We start from the raw sequence: 17,300 nt of genomic DNA on the forward strand, positions 1-17,300 counted from the left end.
TAGCTATGGATTTGATCCATATCCGAGATCTCCGCCTCTGGGCTCATGTCGGAGTGCTGGACCATGAACGACGGGATGGTCAATGGTTTCAGCTCGACATCTCGTTGGGTTTAGATCTCAGTGAATCGGCCAGGTCGGACGATCTCAGAGCGACCGCTGATTACAGCCTGGCAGTGCTGGCACTTCAGGAGTTGGCCAGAGATTTGTGTTGCCTCACCATTGAGCGTTTCAGTGAGGAGATCTTTGAGGTTCTAGAACGCCTTTATGGTCCCTTGCCTATGCATCTGGTCCTCCAGAAGTGCCAGCCTCCGATTGCTGGTTTTACAGGTGCTGTCGCGCTGGAGCGTCGGCGCAACTGGTCAGCGGAGCAGGGCCATTGATGCCATCTGAAGCTCCCAGCCGGCCTCTCGTTTTAGTGCACGGTCTTCTTGATACGCCTCGGCTGTTCTCTCGTCTGGAGCGTCGTCTTGAAGGTCAAGATCGTCCGGTGTTGTCTCCCCACTTGCCCCATCGCTTTGGTGCGACCCCTCTTCGCCAGCTCGCTCAGCAGCTGGATGGCCTGATTCAAGAACGGTGGGGAGTGGAGACGTCGATTGACATTCTTGGTTTTTCCATGGGTGGGGTGATTGCTCGGACTTGGCTCCAAGAGTTGGGAGGTGCCAAGCGAACGCATCGTTTCCTTAGCGTCGGTAGCCCCCAACAGGGAACACTCACCGCCCAGTGCGTTCCCGCCTGGCTGTTCGCTGGTTTGGCAGATATGAAGCGTGGTAGTCCCCTGCTGCGCTCTTTGAATGGGAATGATTCCGACTTGCAGGCCGTGGAGTGCATCAGCTTCTTTTGCCGTTGGGATCTCATGGTGTGCCCTGGGTGGCAAGCCGTGCTTCCAATCGGAAAGAGCACAGCTGTGCCCGTCTGGACGCATCAGCAGTTGATGTCACATCCCAGATCGCTTGATCTCTTACTCAAATCACTTTGTATTGATTGACTGGTAACGCTGGCTTGCCTGACTAAACATGGTGCTTCGTTGATTTTTTTTAAAGCTCCTACGTTTTGCCGAAGCATGGTGAGCAGAGGCATCAACGTAAAACAATTTGACGGCTGATACCTGTTTCACACTGCCGCGTCCAAGGGCCTCTTCCAGCGATATCAGCCGCACATGGGCCGATTGAGAGAGGTTCCAGCTGGAACTCAACGCAAGCAGGTCATGCTCCATGTCTGCAAGCTCAACGACCGGCTGCCGCCAATCCGGAGTGGCGAATTAATGCGTCAGTGCTGGCTGTTCGCCCCCTGAAAGACTTGTAGACATCCGCTGGTCTTTGACTGCCACCGAGGCTCAAAACCGTGTTTCGGAAGCGTTGACCGGTGGCTTGAATGTCCTCTTCCTGATCGAGTCCCACTTCCTCAAAAGCGGCAAAAGCATCGGCGCTTAAGACCTCTGCCCACTTGTAGGAGTAGTAACCAGCGGAGTAGCCACCAGCAAAAATATGGCCAAAGGCGCAAAGGAATCGGTCTTCCGGAATCGGTGGCAACACGGTTGTGGTCTCTGCGATCGACCGTCTGAAGGCATCCGGGGATTGACCAAGCTCGGGGCTCCAAACGCTGTGAAGACGTAGATCAGTCAAGGCGAAATGAACCTGGCGGAGCGTTCCGCATCCCTGCATGAAGGTGCGGCTGTTGCGCAGTTTGTTGTAGTCCTCTTCAGGCAATGGCTCCCCTGTTTTCCAATGACGGGCCATTCCCATCAAGGTTTGGCGATCAAGGCACCAGTTCTCCATGAACTGACTGGGAAGTTCCACCGCATCCCATTCCACGTTGTTGATTCCTGCGGCTTGGGGATGCTCCACCGTGGTGAGCATGTGTTGAAGGCCGTGGCCAAACTCATGGAAGAGGGTCTCTACCTCTTCAAAACTCATCAGGCTTGGAATGTCTCTGGCGGGTGGGGTCTGATTGCAAATCAGATAGGCCACAGGGTGAGTGATCTCACCTTCAGCATTGCGAGACCGGTTCAGACATTCATCCATCCAGGCTCCACCTCGTTTGCTGGCGGGTCGGCTGAAGGGATCGAGATAAAAGGCTGCGAGTGGCTTTCCCTCTTGATCGCTCACTCGGAAAAAGCGCACATCCTGATGCCAGATCGGTGCTTCGCCATCAGCAGCTTCAATCTGGATGGAGAACAAACGTTCGCAAAGATGGAACAGGCCATCGAGCACTTGTGGCAGTGGGAACCATGGACGCAGCGCTTCTTGATTGAGATTGAATCGCTCTTGACGAAGTTTCTCTGCCCAGTAGCTCACATCCCAAGCGCTGAAAGCATCAGCTTCTGTTGCGCCATGACGACGGGCACAGTCCCTCAATTCGTCAATTTCTCGTTCCGCGACGGGCAGGGCGGCAACGCGAAGTTCTTCGAGAAGCCTTTCAACGGCTTCGACGTTGTCAGCCATTTTTGAGGCCAGGCTTTTCTCAGCCCAGTTTTGATAGCCGAGGCGTGCTGCTTGATGGGACCTCAGGCCCAGGATTTCCTCGATGAGAGGAGTGTTGTCGAGTTCTCCGGAGCTGGCCCGACTCACCTGAGCCCTGTAAACCGTCTCTCTCAGATTGCGGTTGTCGGCATGGGTCAGTACTGGGAGGTACCGGGGCATATCGAGGCCAAGACGCCAAGGCCCTTCCAAGGCACTGGGCTCTTGGCCATCACGATGTTGATCTCCAGCCTCTTTGGCGGCAGCCGCCAATGCTTGCAGGGCCCGTTCTGGTATGCCCTTGAGTTGGTCAGCGTCATGCACCAAAAGGGTCCAGCCTTGGGTGGCATCGAGAACGTGATTGCTGAATCGGGTGGACAGGGAAGCGAGTTGTTCGCTGGCTTCATTGAAGGACTTTTGGGCAGCTCCGTTCAAACCCACTCCTCGATGGCGCATCGACAACAGCTCGGCATCAAGGATCCGGGTTTGGGTGGAGTCCAATGGATGACTTGGGTTCTGTTGAAGACTTTCCAGTGCTTGGTGGATGACTTGGCTCTGCCCAGCGCGGTTGCTGAAACGCACGACATCGGGTTGCTGCGCCGCATGGGCTTCGCGCAGCTCAGGGCTGTTGCAGACGCCGTTGAGATGACTCACCACCCCCCAGCTCCAGCGCAAGCGTTCCCCAAGCAGGTGAAGGGGTGTCATCACCTCATCCCAGCTCAGCGGTGTGTTGTCAGACAAGCGTTGCTGAAGAGTGGATTCCAGCGTGCTCAGCTGATCTTCCAATTCCTGGATCAGGGCTGGGATATGCGCTTTTACCTGGGATGCATCGATGGCCTCGAAGCGCGGTAAGCCATGTCCGCGCAAGAGTTCTGGTTTGGTCATCGCTGTCAGCCCGCCGGCAGCAGGGTCGTGAGTGCAATCAGGCTATGAGTGCCGAGATCACTGGCGAGAGCATCGGTTGCTGCTTCGTAGAAATCCATGGCGATACGGGGCCAAACGCCAATCACCAATGTGGGAACCATCAGGGTGAGCCCGATCACCAGTTCTCTAGGCCGCATGTCATCGATGAAGGCCAACGCCGGGATTCGTGGCCCGAAGAACACGCGCCTGCACATGGAGAGGAGATACATCGGGGTGAGCACCAGACCAATCGCGGCAATGGCCACGGTGGTGACGCGGAACAAGGTGGTGAAATTTTCCTGATTGGTGACGCCCAAGAAAATAGTGATTTCACTGATGAATCCGCTCATGCCTGGAAGGGCAAGGGACGCCAGGGAGCTGGCGAGAAAAAAGGCAAAGGTGATTGGCAGCACCTTGGCAAGTCCGCCCATGTTGGGGATAGACAGGGTTTTGGTGCGTTCGTAAAAACAGCCAGTCACGAAGAACATGGCCGCGGCAATCAGTCCGTGACTGATCATTTGGAGCATGGCACCACTCAGGCCGAGGGCATCCACGGCACCGATTCCAAGCAGCACAAAGCCCATATGGCTAACGGAGCTGCAGGCGATGCGCCGTTTGACATTGTCTTGAGCGAAGGCATTCAACGCTCCATAAATGATGTTGACGATGCCGAGAACGATGAGTGCTGGCGCAAGAACAAGATGCGCTTCCGGAAGCATTTGAACGTTGAAGCGCAACAGGGCATATCCGCCCATTTTCAACAACACACCAGCGAGCAACATCGATACCGGAGCATTGGCTTCTCCGTGGGCGTCGGGGAGCCAGGTGTGAAGCGGAAACATCGGTAACTTCACCCCAAAGCCAATCAAGAATCCGAGGTAACAGAGCAATCCAAACGTTCCACCAGGAGAACGCGCAGCAAGTTCAGTCAGGTTGAGCGTGAACGTGTCTCCGGAGAGAGCTAAGGCAAGACCGCTTATCAGGATCAGCAGGGATGCGACAGCGGTGTAGAGGATGAATTTTGTGGCTGCATATTGACGATTGCTTCCGCCCCAGATCGCAATCAGGAGATACACAGGGACGAGCTCCAGCTCCCAAGCGAGGAAGAACAGCAGGAAATCTTGCGAGAGGAAGACCAGTCCTTGGGCTGAGGCCTGGACCAGCAAAAGACCGAAGTACAACTTGGTCTTGTGTTGAACGTTCCAGCTGGCGGCTACGGATAACAGCGTGACGAGTCCGCTGAGCACCACCAGTGGCGCTGAAAGTCCATCGGCTCCGAGGGACCATTCCAAACCGATTGATGGAACCCAGCTCACACGTTCCACGAGCTGGAGACTGCTATCGCTGGGGTCGAAATGCCGGCTAAAGACCACCAGCATCAGGACGAGATCGACGAGGAGGACGCCGATGGCCAGATTTCGCGGCAAAGGAGATTGCTGCGCGTCGTCTCCTGGAAGCAACGGCATCAATAGAGCCATCGCTGCAGGAAGCAAAACGATGAGCGAGAGCCAGGGGAACGCTGCCTGGGACGCAGCCGTCAGCGGCAAATTGGCGTCCATGGCATTCGCAAGATTGTGATTGAACTTATCAGCCCCAGGGGCTGCGCTGAGTAATTTTACTCAGCGTCTTTGGGTTGCCAGTGGCTCCCTGCCGTCTGAAGGTTAAGCAGTGGAGCGCGACTAGCGACGCCCGCCGCTTCCCAAGCCTTCACCATGGCATGACTGACGGCAGGCCCTCTCTCTTCTGCGCAAAGCGCCAAGATGCTCGGCCCAGCGCCGCTGATGGCACATCCCCAGGCTCCAGCCGCTAGCGCAGCTTCTTTCACTTCCTGCCCGCCTTTGATGAGCCTCCAGCGATAGGGCTCATGCAACCGATCATGCATTCCGTCTGAGATCAAATCGCCGTTTCCGGTCCTTAGGCCCTGCAGAAGCAGGGTGAGGGCGCCAAGGTTGACGACTGCATCCCCGATGGGAACCGATTTGGGCATGGCCCGTCTCGCTTCGCTGGTGCTGAGACGAATGGCGGGGATCGCAACGACTGCCTTGATGCTGTGCATCCATTCGCAACGCACCACGCGCCAGCGTTGAGATGCAGCCTTGGCTGTCATGCACAGTCCTCCCAGCAGCGAAGGCACAACGTTGTCGGGGTGTCCTTCGATATCAATGGCGAGCTCCAGCAGTTTTTCTCGACTGAGAGGTTCTCCAACCAAGGCATTGGCACCCACGAGTCCCGCCACGATGGCTGTGGCGCTGCTGCCTAGCCCCCTGGCTGGAGGAACGGCTAAACGCACGCGAGCCTCAATGGCGATGGGCTCCTGGCCGGCTGCTTTCCAGACCCGCTGAGCGGCTCGATACACGAGGTTGTCTGGTCCTCCCCGTAGATGAGACCCCTCCTGTCCCTCGATGATCAGTTCAAATCGCTCTCCATCGCCATCAATGCGACGCATGGTGAAACGGTTGTTGAGATCCAGAGCAGCGCCTAGACAGTCGAATCCTGGACCAATGTTGGCGGTGGTAGCGGGAACGTCCACCACCACTGTTTGGCCGATACGCGGCTGCGCCATCCCTGCGTTTCCACTCAGGTCAGTGTCCCACTCGACTCAGCCAGTTCTCGTGCTCTGCAAGCAGCACTAAACAGACCAGCTCCCGGATCGATGACAGCTCGCACCGTTAAACCTTCCAAAAACGGCTGAAACCGCCCTTTTTGGCGCAGGGCATTTAAAAAATGCATGGACTTCAAACCATCTTGGTTTTTTTCGGCTGTGCCCCCACCGATCCAGAGCCCACCCGTGCACAACTCTTGGAGTGCCAGGTCCCCGGCCGCTGCTCCGTAGGCACTGAGCCATAGGGTCATCGCCGCGTTCGCGATGCGGTCGCCGGCTTGGGCGTATTGGCATGTGGAAGCGGGGAGATCGTGATAGCCGGGTTGGTCTGGTGTGTTGTATCTCCATGCCTTGGCTTTCTCTTGAAGCGGGTGCGTTGCGTTCTCCGCCTGCTGGAGCATCCAGTTCATGACATGGCCCAAACCGGTTCCGCTGACAACTCTCTCCACGGAGATTCGCTCGAGGGAGAGATCGCGCTTGAGCCATTGCACAAGGGCCCATTCATCGTTGCAACGGGGAGCGAACTCTCTGTGCCCCCCCTCGCTGGGTAACGCAATCAAGCCTGTCTTGCTCGGAAGTCCCCGAGCCATCCCCAAGCCTGTTCCCGCTCCAAGAATGGCGACGGGACCTTGCTCGGCTTGGCTGTCTTCGGAATCCAATCCTGATCCGGCTTGAAGCGTGATCTGCTGACTGTCGCTGAAATGCGGAAGGCCGTAGATCAGAACGGCGAAGTCGTTGACGAGCTCAACGCGCTCCAAACCCGCCGATTGTTGCAACGACTCCTGGCTGATGCTCCATCCCAAATTGGTGAGTTCAGCGGCACGGTTTTTAACCGGACCTGCGACGGCAAAGCAACTGGTTTGAGGCGTGCCGTTGGTGTCTGGGCGCGTTTGCAGGAAGTGCTTGAGCATCGAGTCGAGAGACGTCCATTCCGCCGACACGTAACGCTGGACATGCTCTTGTTTCAGCTTGCCGTTTTGATCGCTGTAGATCGCTAAGAGCGTTTTGGTGCCACCGAGATCCCCGGCCAGGTAGGTGGTTGCCTGCATTGGATCTGTCGGCGCATCTCAGCTCAAGGCTGATGGCTGTGCTCGAAATCGACAAGTCTTGATGCGTGTCTGGAACGCTCAGTCTCGAAAAAGGTCCAGAGGCAGCGGCCCCCAGGTCGGACCTGACTGTGAGCCAACTTGTGCTAACTCGCTTTGATGTCCGCTGATCAAGACGCCTTCTCCCAGTCCCGCCTCCTCTCGGATGCGAATGAAACCGGTGGATTGGTTGGCTTTGAGAAAAACGCCGCTGTCAATGCCCGTCTCGTCTTCGAGCCGCATGGCAGGCCATCCCATCGCCAGTTCAAGGTCGCGAAGACAGCGCATGGCTTCCGTGGACGAGGAGGCCATGACGCCAACCGTGAACCAGGAGAAAGGCTGCATCGCAGCGATGAGTTCGCTTTTGAGATCCTTGCGCTCGCGCGCACTGAGCGCTGGGGCCGTGCGCAATCGATTGAGGTCGGCCAGAGCCGTGATGGCTGGATCGCTCATTCCCCGATGCTCCCACTGCCGGCGAAAGAGAGCGATGCCTGCCGTTCTTGGTTTGCCGATTGTGCTGTTGAGATCAAACGCTCCTTGGTGATCACACCCAAGTCACCATCGCGGCGGCTGCGCAGGCTGGCAGCGCCCTGTTCAGCTTCTTTGGCTCCAATCACAGCGAGCACTGGGATTTTCATCTGCTCACCCGTACGGATCAGCTTCCCGAGGCGGTCTCCACTGCGATCAATGCTGGCGCGAATTCCAGCTGCTTTGAGCTGGGTTTGCAATTCTTCCGCGTAACCCAGAACTTCATCGGTGACGGGAAGCAGCCGGATCTGTTCTGGAGCGAGCCAAAACGGGAAATCTCCCGCATAGTTTTCGGTCATGATTCCGAAAAACCGTTCCAGTGACCCGAAGATGGCCCGGTGAATCATGATCGGGCGCTGTTTGCTGCCATCAGCAGCGATGTAGTCAAGGGCGAAACGCTCAGGCAGGTTGAAATCGAGCTGGATGGTGGAGCACTGCCACATCCGCCCAATCGCATCCTCGATTTTCAGGTCGATTTTGGGTCCGTAAAAGGCTCCGCCACCCTCATCAATTTTGTAGTCCCAGCCCTTGCGCTCAAGAGCTTCGATCAGGCCTTTGGTGGCGAGTTCCCAGACAGCGTCATCGCCAATGGCTTTGTCTGGTTTGGTTGAAAGGTTGATCTCGTAGTTGCTGAAATCGAATGTCGACAGAATTCTTTCTGTGAGATTGAGGATGCGCAAAATCTCATCACTGATCTGTTCTGGTAGGCAGAAAACGTGTGCATCGTCTTGCGTGAAGCCACGCACTCGCATGAGCCCATGCATCACCCCAGGTCGCTCATAGCGGTAAACAGTTCCGAGTTCCGCCCATCGGATCGGAAGTTCCCGGTAGCTGCGCAGTTTGCTGGCGTAGGTCAAAACGTGGAACGGACAGTTCATCGGTTTGAGCTGGTATTGCCTCTCATCCACCTCCATGGGGCCAAACATGCTTTCCGCATAGAAGTCGAGGTGACCTGAGGTCTTCCAGAGACTGATGTCCGCGACGTGGGGCGTGTACAGCAGTTCGTAATCCCCTTCGAAATGCGCTTGCTTCCAGAAGTCTTCAATCAGCAGACGCATGCGTGCGCCCCGGGGATGCCAGAACACAAGTCCGGCTCCCGCTTCGTCTTCGATGGAGAACAGATCGAGATCTTTGCCGAGGCGGCGGTGATCCCGACGGAGTGCTTCTTCTTTGCGGCGTCTGTGCTCAGACAGTTGCTCGGCGGTTTCCCATGCAGTGCCGTAAATACGTTGGAGCTGAGCCTTGGTTTCGTCACCACGCCAGTAAGCACCGGCCACACTTTCGAGCTCAAAGGCTTTTGGATTCAGTTCGCTCGTGTTGGCCACATGCGGGCCAGCACAGAGATCCCACCACTGTTCCCCCAGGGTGTAGAGCGTGATTGGCTCGACCAGGCGCTCGAGAATTTCCAGTTTGTAGGGTTCGTTTTGGGCCTTGATGCGACGTTCTGCCTCATCGCGACTGACTTCAATGCGCTCTAACGGGAGCTTGCGGCCGATGATTTTTCCCATCTCCTTCTTGATCGCCTTGAGATCGGCTTCCGTGAAGGGTTCTGGATTATCGAAGTCGTAATAAAAGCCTGTTTCAGTCCAGGGACCAATGGTCACTTGGGCTTGGGGAAACATCTTCTGAACCGCCATGGCCATCACATGGCTCATCGAGTGGCGAATCTTCAGCAGGTTCTCGCTGTCGCTGGTCTTGGGCAGAACCACAGGCGCGGTAGGGGCTGGAGTGGTTGCTGCGACGCTGCTCACCGTTTCCTGTTCAGGGCCCGCCATCCTATGGGGGTGCGTTGAACAAGCAATGAATCAGGACGCGGATGCTCTGCTCGAATCCTTGTTGGACTCTTTGCTCAACGACTTCAACCACTGGTTCAAGCGTGGCCAGGAGCTTCTAGCGTCATGCCCGGATTCCGTGATGACTCCGGACGAACGCGAAGCGATGGGGGTGCGCATTGATGAAGGTCTTCGGGCCATTACGGCCACCAGAGCCCTTGTGAATGCCACTCCGGCGGCGATGGCCATCTCGATGGAGTCGATGACTCCTTGGCATCAGCTCGTGATCGAGGTTTGGGGTCTCGCAGCCTGGGTTTCGGAGGCGAAAGCGAAGAACTCGCTCTAGGCGCCTTGACGAAGCTTCTGCAGATTTTTTGAATAGAAACTTGCTAGCTCAGCGTGTGTTTTGACGGGCTGACCGTAGGCACTGCGTCCCGAATGGGTGGGAAAGGAAGCCCATTCAGGAGCGAGGCTATTCATGGCTTCAGCCGTTAAGCCTTTCTGGTCCACCTCGTTGAGGGCTCCGCGTCTCTTGACCAGATGAAGAGCCGCTTGGTCTTGGTGTTCTGGAGAAAAACTAGGCAATTTCAAACGACCTGAAACCTCTTGCCAGGTGGTTGGCAAAAACTGATAGGCCCCTGCAGCGGCGCTGACGTAACGCTTCACGACCACCTTCTCTGGATGTTTGGAGAGATCCTGAAACTGGCCGCCTCCATAGAGGGTGCGATAGCCAAGGTCTTTGCCGTCCTTCCAGGTCCCTTCCGCATAGCGAATGGTGTTGAGCAGGGCGCGTCGTTCCGGAGTGATCGAATAAGGAGTGGCTTTGTGATCCGTCTTGACGTCCTGTTGAAGTGCTGATGCCACTTCTTCTGCTTGTTCAACCCTTTCGCTGGAGCGTTCAGCATGAAGGCTGTGTCCGAGACCCAATAGCAACCCCACGCTGAGAACACCAACACCGCTCGCTTGGCGGACAGAAGGTAAGACGGCAAGAGGCAGCTTGTTGAAGGAGCTCAGCAAAAGGTGATGTTCCGTAATGGAACCGCCACCTTCGTCAGGATGGGAAGCCTTTGGCGAGGCGCTTGGGACCGGTCTTGACGAGTGAGTGCTGGTTGTGCATGAGCAGAAACACTTAATTAATCCCTGCGTGAGACTCGCGAGACACGCTGGTTTGGCTGGTTATTGCTGGTATTTCTCGGGTTTGGCGTCAAGACTTCTCAGCAAGCTTTAAACATTAGATAATCTTTTCGAAGGTCCCTTCAATCATTAAGTCGCCAGGAAGCCCATGGCTTTGCGTACGCGATCCACGGTGGCTGTGGCCACGCCTTCAGCCCGGTCACGGCCTTGTTTCAGCACGTTCTCCAGCTCGGCGCGATCTTCCATCAGTTCGTTGTATCGGCTTTGGATCGGCTCAAGAGCACTCACGGCGGCCTCTGCCAGGAGGGGCTTGAACGTGCCCCAGCCCATCTCTGCACATTCCGCGGCCGCGGCTGTCCGGCCTTTGCCACTCAGCAGCGCGTAGAGGCCTAGGAGGTTGTCGGTTTCCGGTCGATCAGGGTTGCTGAACTCAAGACCCATTTGAGGGTCCGTTTTGGCGCGTTTAATTTTTTTGGTGATCAGGGCAGGTGGATCAAGCAGGGTGATCCGACTGTTGTCGTTTGGATCGCTTTTGCTCATCTTGTTGCGGCCATCCGTGAGGCTCATCACCCTCGCCCCTTCGCGCATGATCAAGGGCTTGGGCACCTGCAGTAGCGGTTGATCCTCTGAGCCGAAGCGCGCGTTGATGCGTTGTTGGGCGATGTCGCGCGCCAATTCCAAATGTTGTTTCTGATCTTCGCCAACAGGCACAAGGTCTGCGTCATACAGAAGGATGTCGGCGGCCATCAGCACTGGGTAGTCAAGAAGGCCTACCGACACGTTGTCGCCTTGCTTCACGGCCTTTTCCTTGAACTGAATCATGCGCTCAAGCCAGTTGAGGGGCGTGACGCAGTTCAGAAGCCAGCACAGCTCGCTGTGAGCTTTGACATGGCTTTGGACAAAGACGGTGGATTGAGCTGGATCGAGACCGCAGGCCAGGTAGAGGGCTGCAGTGCTGAGGGTGTCCTCCGCTAAGCGATCCGGTTGGTGCGGAACGGTGACGGCATGCAGATCCACGACACAAAAGAATGTGTCGTTGTCGTGCTGCAAATCCACCCAATTGCGAATGGCGCCCAACCAGTTGCCCAAATGAAGAGCCCCTGTTGGTTGAACGCCGGAGAGAACCCTCGGCCGCCCCATCGATCAGGCTCCTGTCTCAGGGTTGTCGTCAGTCGCTTGTGTGTCAGTCGCATCACTCGCGCTGGCGTCTGAAGACGCGTCTTGTTCAGGAGCAGTCTCTGGTTCTGCTGCAGCTTCTGGCTCCGAAGCAGCTTCTGGCTCAGGTGCAGGCGGTTGGGGTTTTGCTGGTCGTGCAAAAGGATCAGGACGTGGTGTCCGATTCCGTTCCCCTCGATTGCCTTCTCCGCGTCCATCATCGGATCGCCGTCCGCCGCCCTGGGCTTTCTGCTGAGCGACCAGCTCCGTGAGTTGTCCGTCCTCCAGCATTTGAGCAAGAGTGCGAACCGCAAACCCCAGCACAGCAACGGTTGAACGCAGATTGAAAGCCTCTTGTAGGGCTCTCACCGCACGCATTTCGTTGTCACTGAGTCGAATACGGAATCCGCCCCCTTCTCGGCTGCCGGAATTGCGGCCGCCACGGGAGCCCCCGCCGCCCTCACCTTGTCTGCCCTGTTGACGGGAATCGCGGTTGGAATCAGTCATGGCCCGAGGCCTGGAATCAGGCGCAAGTGTGACGCATCATCGAACTTCTAGAGGCCTCCTTTCTTGATCTCCTTGCTTATCCATGGGTTCCACGAAAGGTGATCACTTGCTCGGCGTAGTCCCGAGGTTCGAGATGAATGGTGCAGCGAACTGGTCCGAAGTGGGATTCCAGGCGCTCTTCGACCCGTTCCGTAATTTGATGCGCCGCAACCAGGTCATCGACATCCACCACCATGTGCATGTCAATAAAAACTTGTTGTCCCAGGATTCCTCTGCTGGCGATGTCATGGCAATTCAGGACTCCAGGGACACCCAACGCCTGCTCATTGATAGCTTCGGGTGCAATGGCTATGTGATCCACAAGCCAGGGGAGGTTGTCGCGTAAAACTTGCCAGCAGACACGGATCAGAAGCACGGCAAGCGGCATGGCAAGGGCGACGTCGAGCCAGCTGATCTTGAGCAGCCAGGCTCCTGTGAGTCCCACGAGCACAATCACAGTGGTCCAGATGTCACTCGTGGTGTGGTGGGCATCGGCTAAGAGCAATTGACTGTTTAATCGGCGTCCCTGACGTCGCTCGTAGCTTGCGAGCAGAAGGTTGAAGACGAGCACGAGCAGGAGCAGCAACAGCTCCGTTGCATTGATCCGCAGTTCGGGCAAGCCCTCCGTGAGACGTTCGCCGGACGTGATCAGAATTTCGATCGCCGTGAAGAAGATGAAACCGGCCACCGCCAGAGCTCCAATTCCTTCATATTTGTGATGGCCATAGGGATGATCACGATCCGGTTTCGGATCCGAGAGCCCATTTGTGATCAGTCCGGTCAAACTTGAAAGGGCGTCGGTCGCGCTGTGCATCGCGTCTGCGATGACAGCGAGTGATCCGCTCGCTAGACCTACCACCATCTTGAGCAACGTCATGGTCACGTTGATGGTGAGGGCCACCATTAAGACCCGTTTGACCTCATGACGACGATCGCGGGCCATCGATGTCAGCTATAGACCCCCCAACCATATGAATTCCCAGCTCAGAGATCTCGCTGGAAGGGACGGAGTCGGGGCTGCCAGTTGTCATAGGTGCGCAAGTGCTGGTCCTGACTAGAAAGGTGAGCTAGGAAAGCTCAAGTTATGGATTTGCTGTGCTGATGCCGGTTCCATCAATCAGCACCATCAAGCTGATTCCATCCATCGCAGGGAAACTTGCTCTGGCTGGAGGGACCTTGGCCTTTGGTAGCTGGTTATTGAGCGACATAGTGCATCTTCCTGGCGGTGGCGCGGGATTCTTGGTGCTTGGCGCAGGCGCCTGGTGGCTGACCCGTCCTTCCAAACCTGCCTCTTTTTCAGAGCCTTCTTCCATCCCTGGCTGGATCCGTCGTTGTGAGTTGGTGCTCGCGCAGTTCAGTGAGCTTGAGTTGTCGATGGGTCTTGATGGCTTGCGATCACCTCGAGAACAGGAGCTTGATTGCTTGAAAGCTCAGCAGGCTCCCCTGAGTGTGGGAGTGGTGATCAGTGAGGGAGCCACCCACCCGAGCACTCCAGAGCTCCAAGCTGCTTTGCAAGGGGCCAATCCTCTTGACCTATGCATTGCCAAGCCCTTACCGGTGGTTGCCGACGCTTGGAGCTGGCCTCAGGAGCTTGAGCCGCTCGATGTGATTTTGTACGGACTTCCCATGCCCCTCCGGGCAGCTGATCTACTGCGGTTGGAACAGTTGCCCACCGATCGGCCGGCTTGGTTGCTTATCCAGGATTCTGTTCAGGACTCGCGTGAAGCACGACAGGAAGCTTTGTCCTGTCAGTTACCCAAGCCATGGTGCGATCGACTGTTGTTCTGGAGTGGAGAGTCTGCTGATTTACGGCGGGGCTTGTCCCCAGTTCGACGTCATTTCGCTCAGCCGGCTCGGAGCCGCGAGATCACCAAGCAACGGTTGTTGACCTCTCTGCATCGCCGTTGGCAAGCAGAGCTAGAGCAGTTGCGTCGTGAGCGATTCCGCTCTCTGCTCAAAAGGAGTCAGTGGATCGTGGCGGGTGTGGTGATTGCTTCTCCTGTGCCAAGCGTTGATCTTCTCGCTGTGGCTGTGGTGAACGGCTTGATGGTGAAGGAAATGGCTCAGATCTGGAGCTGCCCTTGGAGCTCTGACGTGCTGCAGGTTGTGGCGCGCCAATTGGGGACCGCAGCCCTTGGGCAGGGGGTCGTGGAGTGGAGTGGCCAAGCGTTGCTTGGCATGGCCAAACTTGACGGCGGTACGTGGTTGGCTGCGGGGATGCTCCAAGGCCTCAGCGCTGCCTATCTCACGAGGGTTGTGGGAGCATCAATGGCTGATTGGATGGCCCTTAATGCCGGCGTTGCCCAGCCTGACCTAGACGATCTCAAGCGTCAGGCACCATTGCTGGTGGCGAAGGCGGCAGAGCGTGAACGCTTGGATCTTCCTGGTTTTGCCGATCAGGCCAGGGAATGGCTAAAAACGCACAGATACGCCGGTGCGTGACACAACTTCATGAATCGTTCATGAAGTTGTCATTAAAAATCTTGTCGAGATGATGAGATCCGTTTGTTTCCCTTGAATTGTGGAGGCATTTTCATCATCTTGAGCTCGATCAATTGTCCTTTTTAAGGATGGATTGATCGATCCCGTTCTTATTTTTTCCTCATGGCAACTGCCGTACGCAGCGGTCGCTTAAGCAGCTGGCAAAGTTTTTGTCAGTGGGTCACAGATACCAACAACCGTATTTATATCGGTTGGTTCGGTGTGCTGATGATCCCTTGCCTGCTTGCCGCAACCACCTGCTTCATCGTCGCTTTCATCGCCGCACCTCCGGTTGACATCGACGGCATCCGCGAGCCCGTCGCTGGCTCCCTGCTCTATGGCAACAACATCATTTCTGGTGCTGTTGTTCCTTCCAGCAACGCCATTGGCTTGCACTTCTACCCAATCTGGGATGCTGCCTCACTCGATGAGTGGCTCTACAACGGTGGCACCTATCAGTTGGTTGTGTTCCACTTCCTGATCGGTATCTCAGCCTATATGGGCCGTCAGTGGGAACTTTCCTACCGCTTGGGCATGCGCCCTTGGATCTGTGTTGCATACAGCGCTCCGCTGTCTGCAGCCATGGCTGTTTTCCTTGTCTACCCCTTCGGTCAGGGTTCTTTCTCAGATGGCATGCCTTTGGGCATATCTGGAACCTTCAACTTCATGTTGGTGTTCCAGGCTGAGCACAACATCCTGATGCACCCCTTCCACATGCTTGGTGTGGCTGGTGTCTTCGGTGGTTCACTGTTCTCCGCCATGCACGGTTCATTGGTGACCTCCTCCTTGGTTCGTGAAACAACCGAGAATGAGTCCCATAACTACGGCTACAAGTTCGGCCAAGAAGAAGAGACGTACAACATCGTGGCTGCTCACGGCTACTTCGGTCGCCTGATCTTCCAATACGCCTCGTTCAACAACAGCCGTAGCCTTCACTTCTTGTTGGGAGCCTGGCCTGTTGTTGGCATTTGGTTTACGTCTATGGGCGTGTCAACCATGGCCTTCAACTTGAACGGCTTCAACTTCAACCAGTCGATCCTTGATAGTCAGGGCCGCGTCCTGAACACCTGGGCCGACATGGTGAACCGTGCCGGACTCGGCATGGAAGTGATGCACGAGCGCAACGCTCATAACTTCCCCCTCGACCTGGCAACTGTTGAGTCCACACCTGTGGCACTTCAAGCACCTGCAATCGGTTGATCTGGAATCAAACGAAAGTTCAGATCAACTGAACTAGAAAGCCCCCTCCAAAACGGAGGGGGCTTTTTGTGCCTGGGGTTTTATGGCTGGTTTTTTGTGGCTTTGGAGGGAGAGCGCTGACAGCGGCAAGGAGATGCGTTTAAGCCGCTTTTCTAGGAGCCGTAGGACCAGTGCGTGCTTCTTCGATCCAAGCTTGGGAATGCTTTTGATCTCAACTGCATTGGTAGGGAGTCAGGGCTGATCGGCTCCGCTGTTTTCAAGCTGAATGTGGTTTCGCGAACGGTTTTCGTGGCTTGAAAGAGATCCAGGAGTGTGAGGCTCGGATCGGATTTGTGTTGTGCACCTAGCAACCGACGAGGTCCATTTCCCATGGCTCCCAAACTGAGGACACGCTGTCCTTTGAGTTCGCCTGGATACCAGGCATGGTGATGCCCTGAGAGATAAAGGTCCACCCGTTGACGTTGCATTAAATCGGTGAGATGCATGGCGTCTTCGATGCACTCACCGGCACGATCTCGACCAACACTGACGGCGGTCAGTGGGAGATGTCCCATCACCAAACAGCAATCGTCTGGAGATCTGGACTCTGAGGCCAGGGCTTGCTCAAGCCAGCGCTGTTGCCCTCGATCCACGCTGGCGGAAGAGGCATCCATTACGACTACGAACAAGCCAGGCTGCCTAACGCTGAACTGGAAGGGGTAATCCTTGGCGTCGATGAACTGCAGCCCAAGCTGGTTTTTTTGACGTTCCCAAAAGCTCGCTGCCTGGATGCGCTCTCTTGCAAAAACGTAGCGAGAGCCTGATCTTTGGCTGGATGCATCGTGATTGCCCATCGTTGGGATCATTCCAATCCCCTTCTGAAGGAGCGGATTGAGAATCGTGGATTGGTAGCTGCTCCACATCGCCTCAAGCTGGGAATCCGTCAGGCTGATCTTCTGGCCGGCGACCATGTCGCCGGCGCAAAGCACCAGATCTGGTTTCAGTTGAGACAGCAGATCAAGTCCTTGTCCAACGGTTGCGCTGTAGTGGGTCGACCCATAAGGACCATTGAGATCACTAATCAATGCAAGGCGAAGATCCCCTCGCTCCGAGCCGACATCTGTTTCGGAGCTTTTTTTGTGAGCTGCTGCATGAACGCCATCAAGCAACCATCGACTCACGGCCGTGGTTGCTAGCAGCTTCAGAAATAAGCGCCGACTTGCTTGCATCTCCCTAACGCTATGAGCACCCCAGCGATCAGGCCATTAATTAGCTTGGCTTATGGGGGTGATGACGAGCAGCAATACCAAGGGCAACACAAAGCAACACAACTCAATTAAATTTTGTTCACTGGTTCAGTCCAGTTTTTCTTCGCCTTATGGACTTGTCCTTTCGGCATCTTTATCCGTTCTCATGACTACCACCATCCAGCAGCGCTCCGGCGCTAACGGCTGGCAGC

At 56.1% G+C, this 17,300-nt stretch carries 17 protein-coding genes; 5 read left to right on the plus strand and 12 right to left on the minus strand.

Features of this window, described 5'->3' with window-relative positions:
- The first annotated feature begins 5 nt into the window (after positions 1-5).
- Complete coding sequence (locus DXY38_RS10585; protein ID WP_115071602.1) at positions 6-380, plus strand: dihydroneopterin aldolase; 375 nt, start codon at positions 6-8, stop codon at positions 378-380.
- Positions 380-985 (plus strand): triacylglycerol lipase, encoded by a 606-nt coding sequence (locus DXY38_RS10590; protein ID WP_115071603.1) that lies wholly within the window; start codon positions 380-382, stop codon positions 983-985. The genes DXY38_RS10585 and DXY38_RS10590 overlap by 1 nt, the downstream gene beginning before the upstream one ends.
- Here DXY38_RS10590 and DXY38_RS10595 read toward each other — a convergent pair.
- The 7 genes from DXY38_RS10595 to thrS form a co-directional block, all read right to left on the minus strand.
- The gene (locus DXY38_RS10595) at positions 968-1,213 is read right to left on the minus strand and encodes a hypothetical protein (RefSeq protein WP_115071604.1); all 246 of its coding nucleotides are present in this window, start codon (positions 1,211-1,213) and stop codon (positions 968-970) included. The two genes, DXY38_RS10590 and DXY38_RS10595, sit on opposite strands and share 18 nt — an antisense overlap.
- A 10-nt stretch (positions 1,214-1,223) precedes the next feature.
- Complete coding sequence (locus DXY38_RS10600; RefSeq protein WP_115071605.1) at positions 1,224-3,341, minus strand: M3 family metallopeptidase; 2,118 nt, start codon at positions 3,339-3,341, stop codon at positions 1,224-1,226.
- 5 nt (positions 3,342-3,346) lie between these two features.
- Entirely contained in the window at positions 3,347-4,918 is a 1,572-nt protein-coding gene (locus DXY38_RS10605; protein ID WP_115071606.1) for an NAD(P)H-quinone oxidoreductase subunit 4, read from the minus strand.
- Between the two features lie 56 nt (positions 4,919-4,974).
- Positions 4,975-5,922, minus strand: a complete 948-nt coding sequence (gene thrB, locus DXY38_RS10610; RefSeq protein WP_115071607.1) for a homoserine kinase — start codon at positions 5,920-5,922, stop codon at positions 4,975-4,977.
- A gap of 14 nt (positions 5,923-5,936) precedes the next feature.
- Complete coding sequence (locus tag DXY38_RS10615) at positions 5,937-7,010, minus strand: glucokinase (RefSeq protein WP_115071608.1); 1,074 nt, start codon at positions 7,008-7,010, stop codon at positions 5,937-5,939.
- A 78-nt stretch (positions 7,011-7,088) separates the two neighbouring features.
- The gene (locus DXY38_RS10620) at positions 7,089-7,499 is read right to left on the minus strand and encodes a DUF1824 family protein (RefSeq protein ID WP_115071609.1); all 411 of its coding nucleotides are present in this window, start codon (positions 7,497-7,499) and stop codon (positions 7,089-7,091) included.
- Positions 7,496-9,349: a threonine--tRNA ligase gene (thrS, locus tag DXY38_RS10625; RefSeq protein ID WP_115071610.1), complete on the minus strand. Its 1,854-nt coding sequence runs from the start codon at positions 9,347-9,349 to the stop codon at positions 7,496-7,498. The genes DXY38_RS10620 and thrS overlap by 4 nt, the downstream gene beginning before the upstream one ends.
- Before the next feature lie 25 nt (positions 9,350-9,374).
- Between thrS and DXY38_RS10630 the strand changes: the two genes are divergently transcribed.
- Positions 9,375-9,692 carry a DUF2605 domain-containing protein gene (locus DXY38_RS10630; RefSeq protein ID WP_115071611.1) on the plus strand — a complete coding sequence of 106 codons (318 nt, stop codon included), beginning with the start codon at positions 9,375-9,377 and terminating at the stop codon, positions 9,690-9,692.
- On the opposite strand, the gene DXY38_RS10635 is transcribed toward DXY38_RS10630, so the two are convergent.
- The 4 genes from DXY38_RS10635 to DXY38_RS10650 form a co-directional block, all read right to left on the minus strand.
- Entirely contained in the window at positions 9,689-10,363 is a 675-nt protein-coding gene (locus DXY38_RS10635) for a glycoside hydrolase family 104 protein (protein ID WP_115071612.1), read from the minus strand. The two genes, DXY38_RS10630 and DXY38_RS10635, sit on opposite strands and share 4 nt — an antisense overlap.
- 246 nt (positions 10,364-10,609) lie before the next feature.
- Positions 10,610-11,620, minus strand: a complete 1,011-nt coding sequence (trpS, locus tag DXY38_RS10640) for a tryptophan--tRNA ligase (protein WP_115071613.1) — start codon at positions 11,618-11,620, stop codon at positions 10,610-10,612.
- A 3-nt stretch (positions 11,621-11,623) separates the two neighbouring features.
- Complete coding sequence (locus tag DXY38_RS10645) at positions 11,624-12,142, minus strand: hypothetical protein (RefSeq protein ID WP_115071614.1); 519 nt, start codon at positions 12,140-12,142, stop codon at positions 11,624-11,626.
- Between the two features lie 76 nt (positions 12,143-12,218).
- On the minus strand, positions 12,219-13,124 hold the full coding sequence (locus DXY38_RS10650) for a cation diffusion facilitator family transporter (RefSeq protein WP_006853210.1): 906 nt from the start codon (positions 13,122-13,124) through the stop codon (positions 12,219-12,221).
- A 158-nt stretch (positions 13,125-13,282) separates the two neighbouring features.
- On the opposite strand from DXY38_RS10650, the gene DXY38_RS10655 reads away from it, so the two are divergent.
- Together DXY38_RS10655 and psbA are read left to right on the plus strand one after the other, a co-directional pair.
- Positions 13,283-14,623, plus strand: coding sequence for a YcjF family protein (locus DXY38_RS10655; protein ID WP_115071615.1), 1,341 nt, complete (start codon positions 13,283-13,285; stop codon positions 14,621-14,623).
- A 162-nt stretch (positions 14,624-14,785) separates the two neighbouring features.
- Positions 14,786-15,862, plus strand: a complete 1,077-nt coding sequence (gene psbA / locus DXY38_RS10660; protein WP_011619775.1) for a photosystem II q(b) protein — start codon at positions 14,786-14,788, stop codon at positions 15,860-15,862.
- A 152-nt stretch (positions 15,863-16,014) separates the two neighbouring features.
- On the opposite strand, the gene DXY38_RS10665 is transcribed toward psbA, so the two are convergent.
- On the minus strand, positions 16,015-17,070 hold the full coding sequence (locus DXY38_RS10665; protein ID WP_115071616.1) for a metallophosphoesterase: 1,056 nt from the start codon (positions 17,068-17,070) through the stop codon (positions 16,015-16,017).
- Positions 17,071-17,300: the final 230 nt, after the last annotated feature.

The organism is Synechococcus sp. UW179B (genome assembly GCF_900474245.1).
GTDB lineage: Bacteria > Cyanobacteriota > Cyanobacteriia > PCC-6307 > Cyanobiaceae > Synechococcus_C.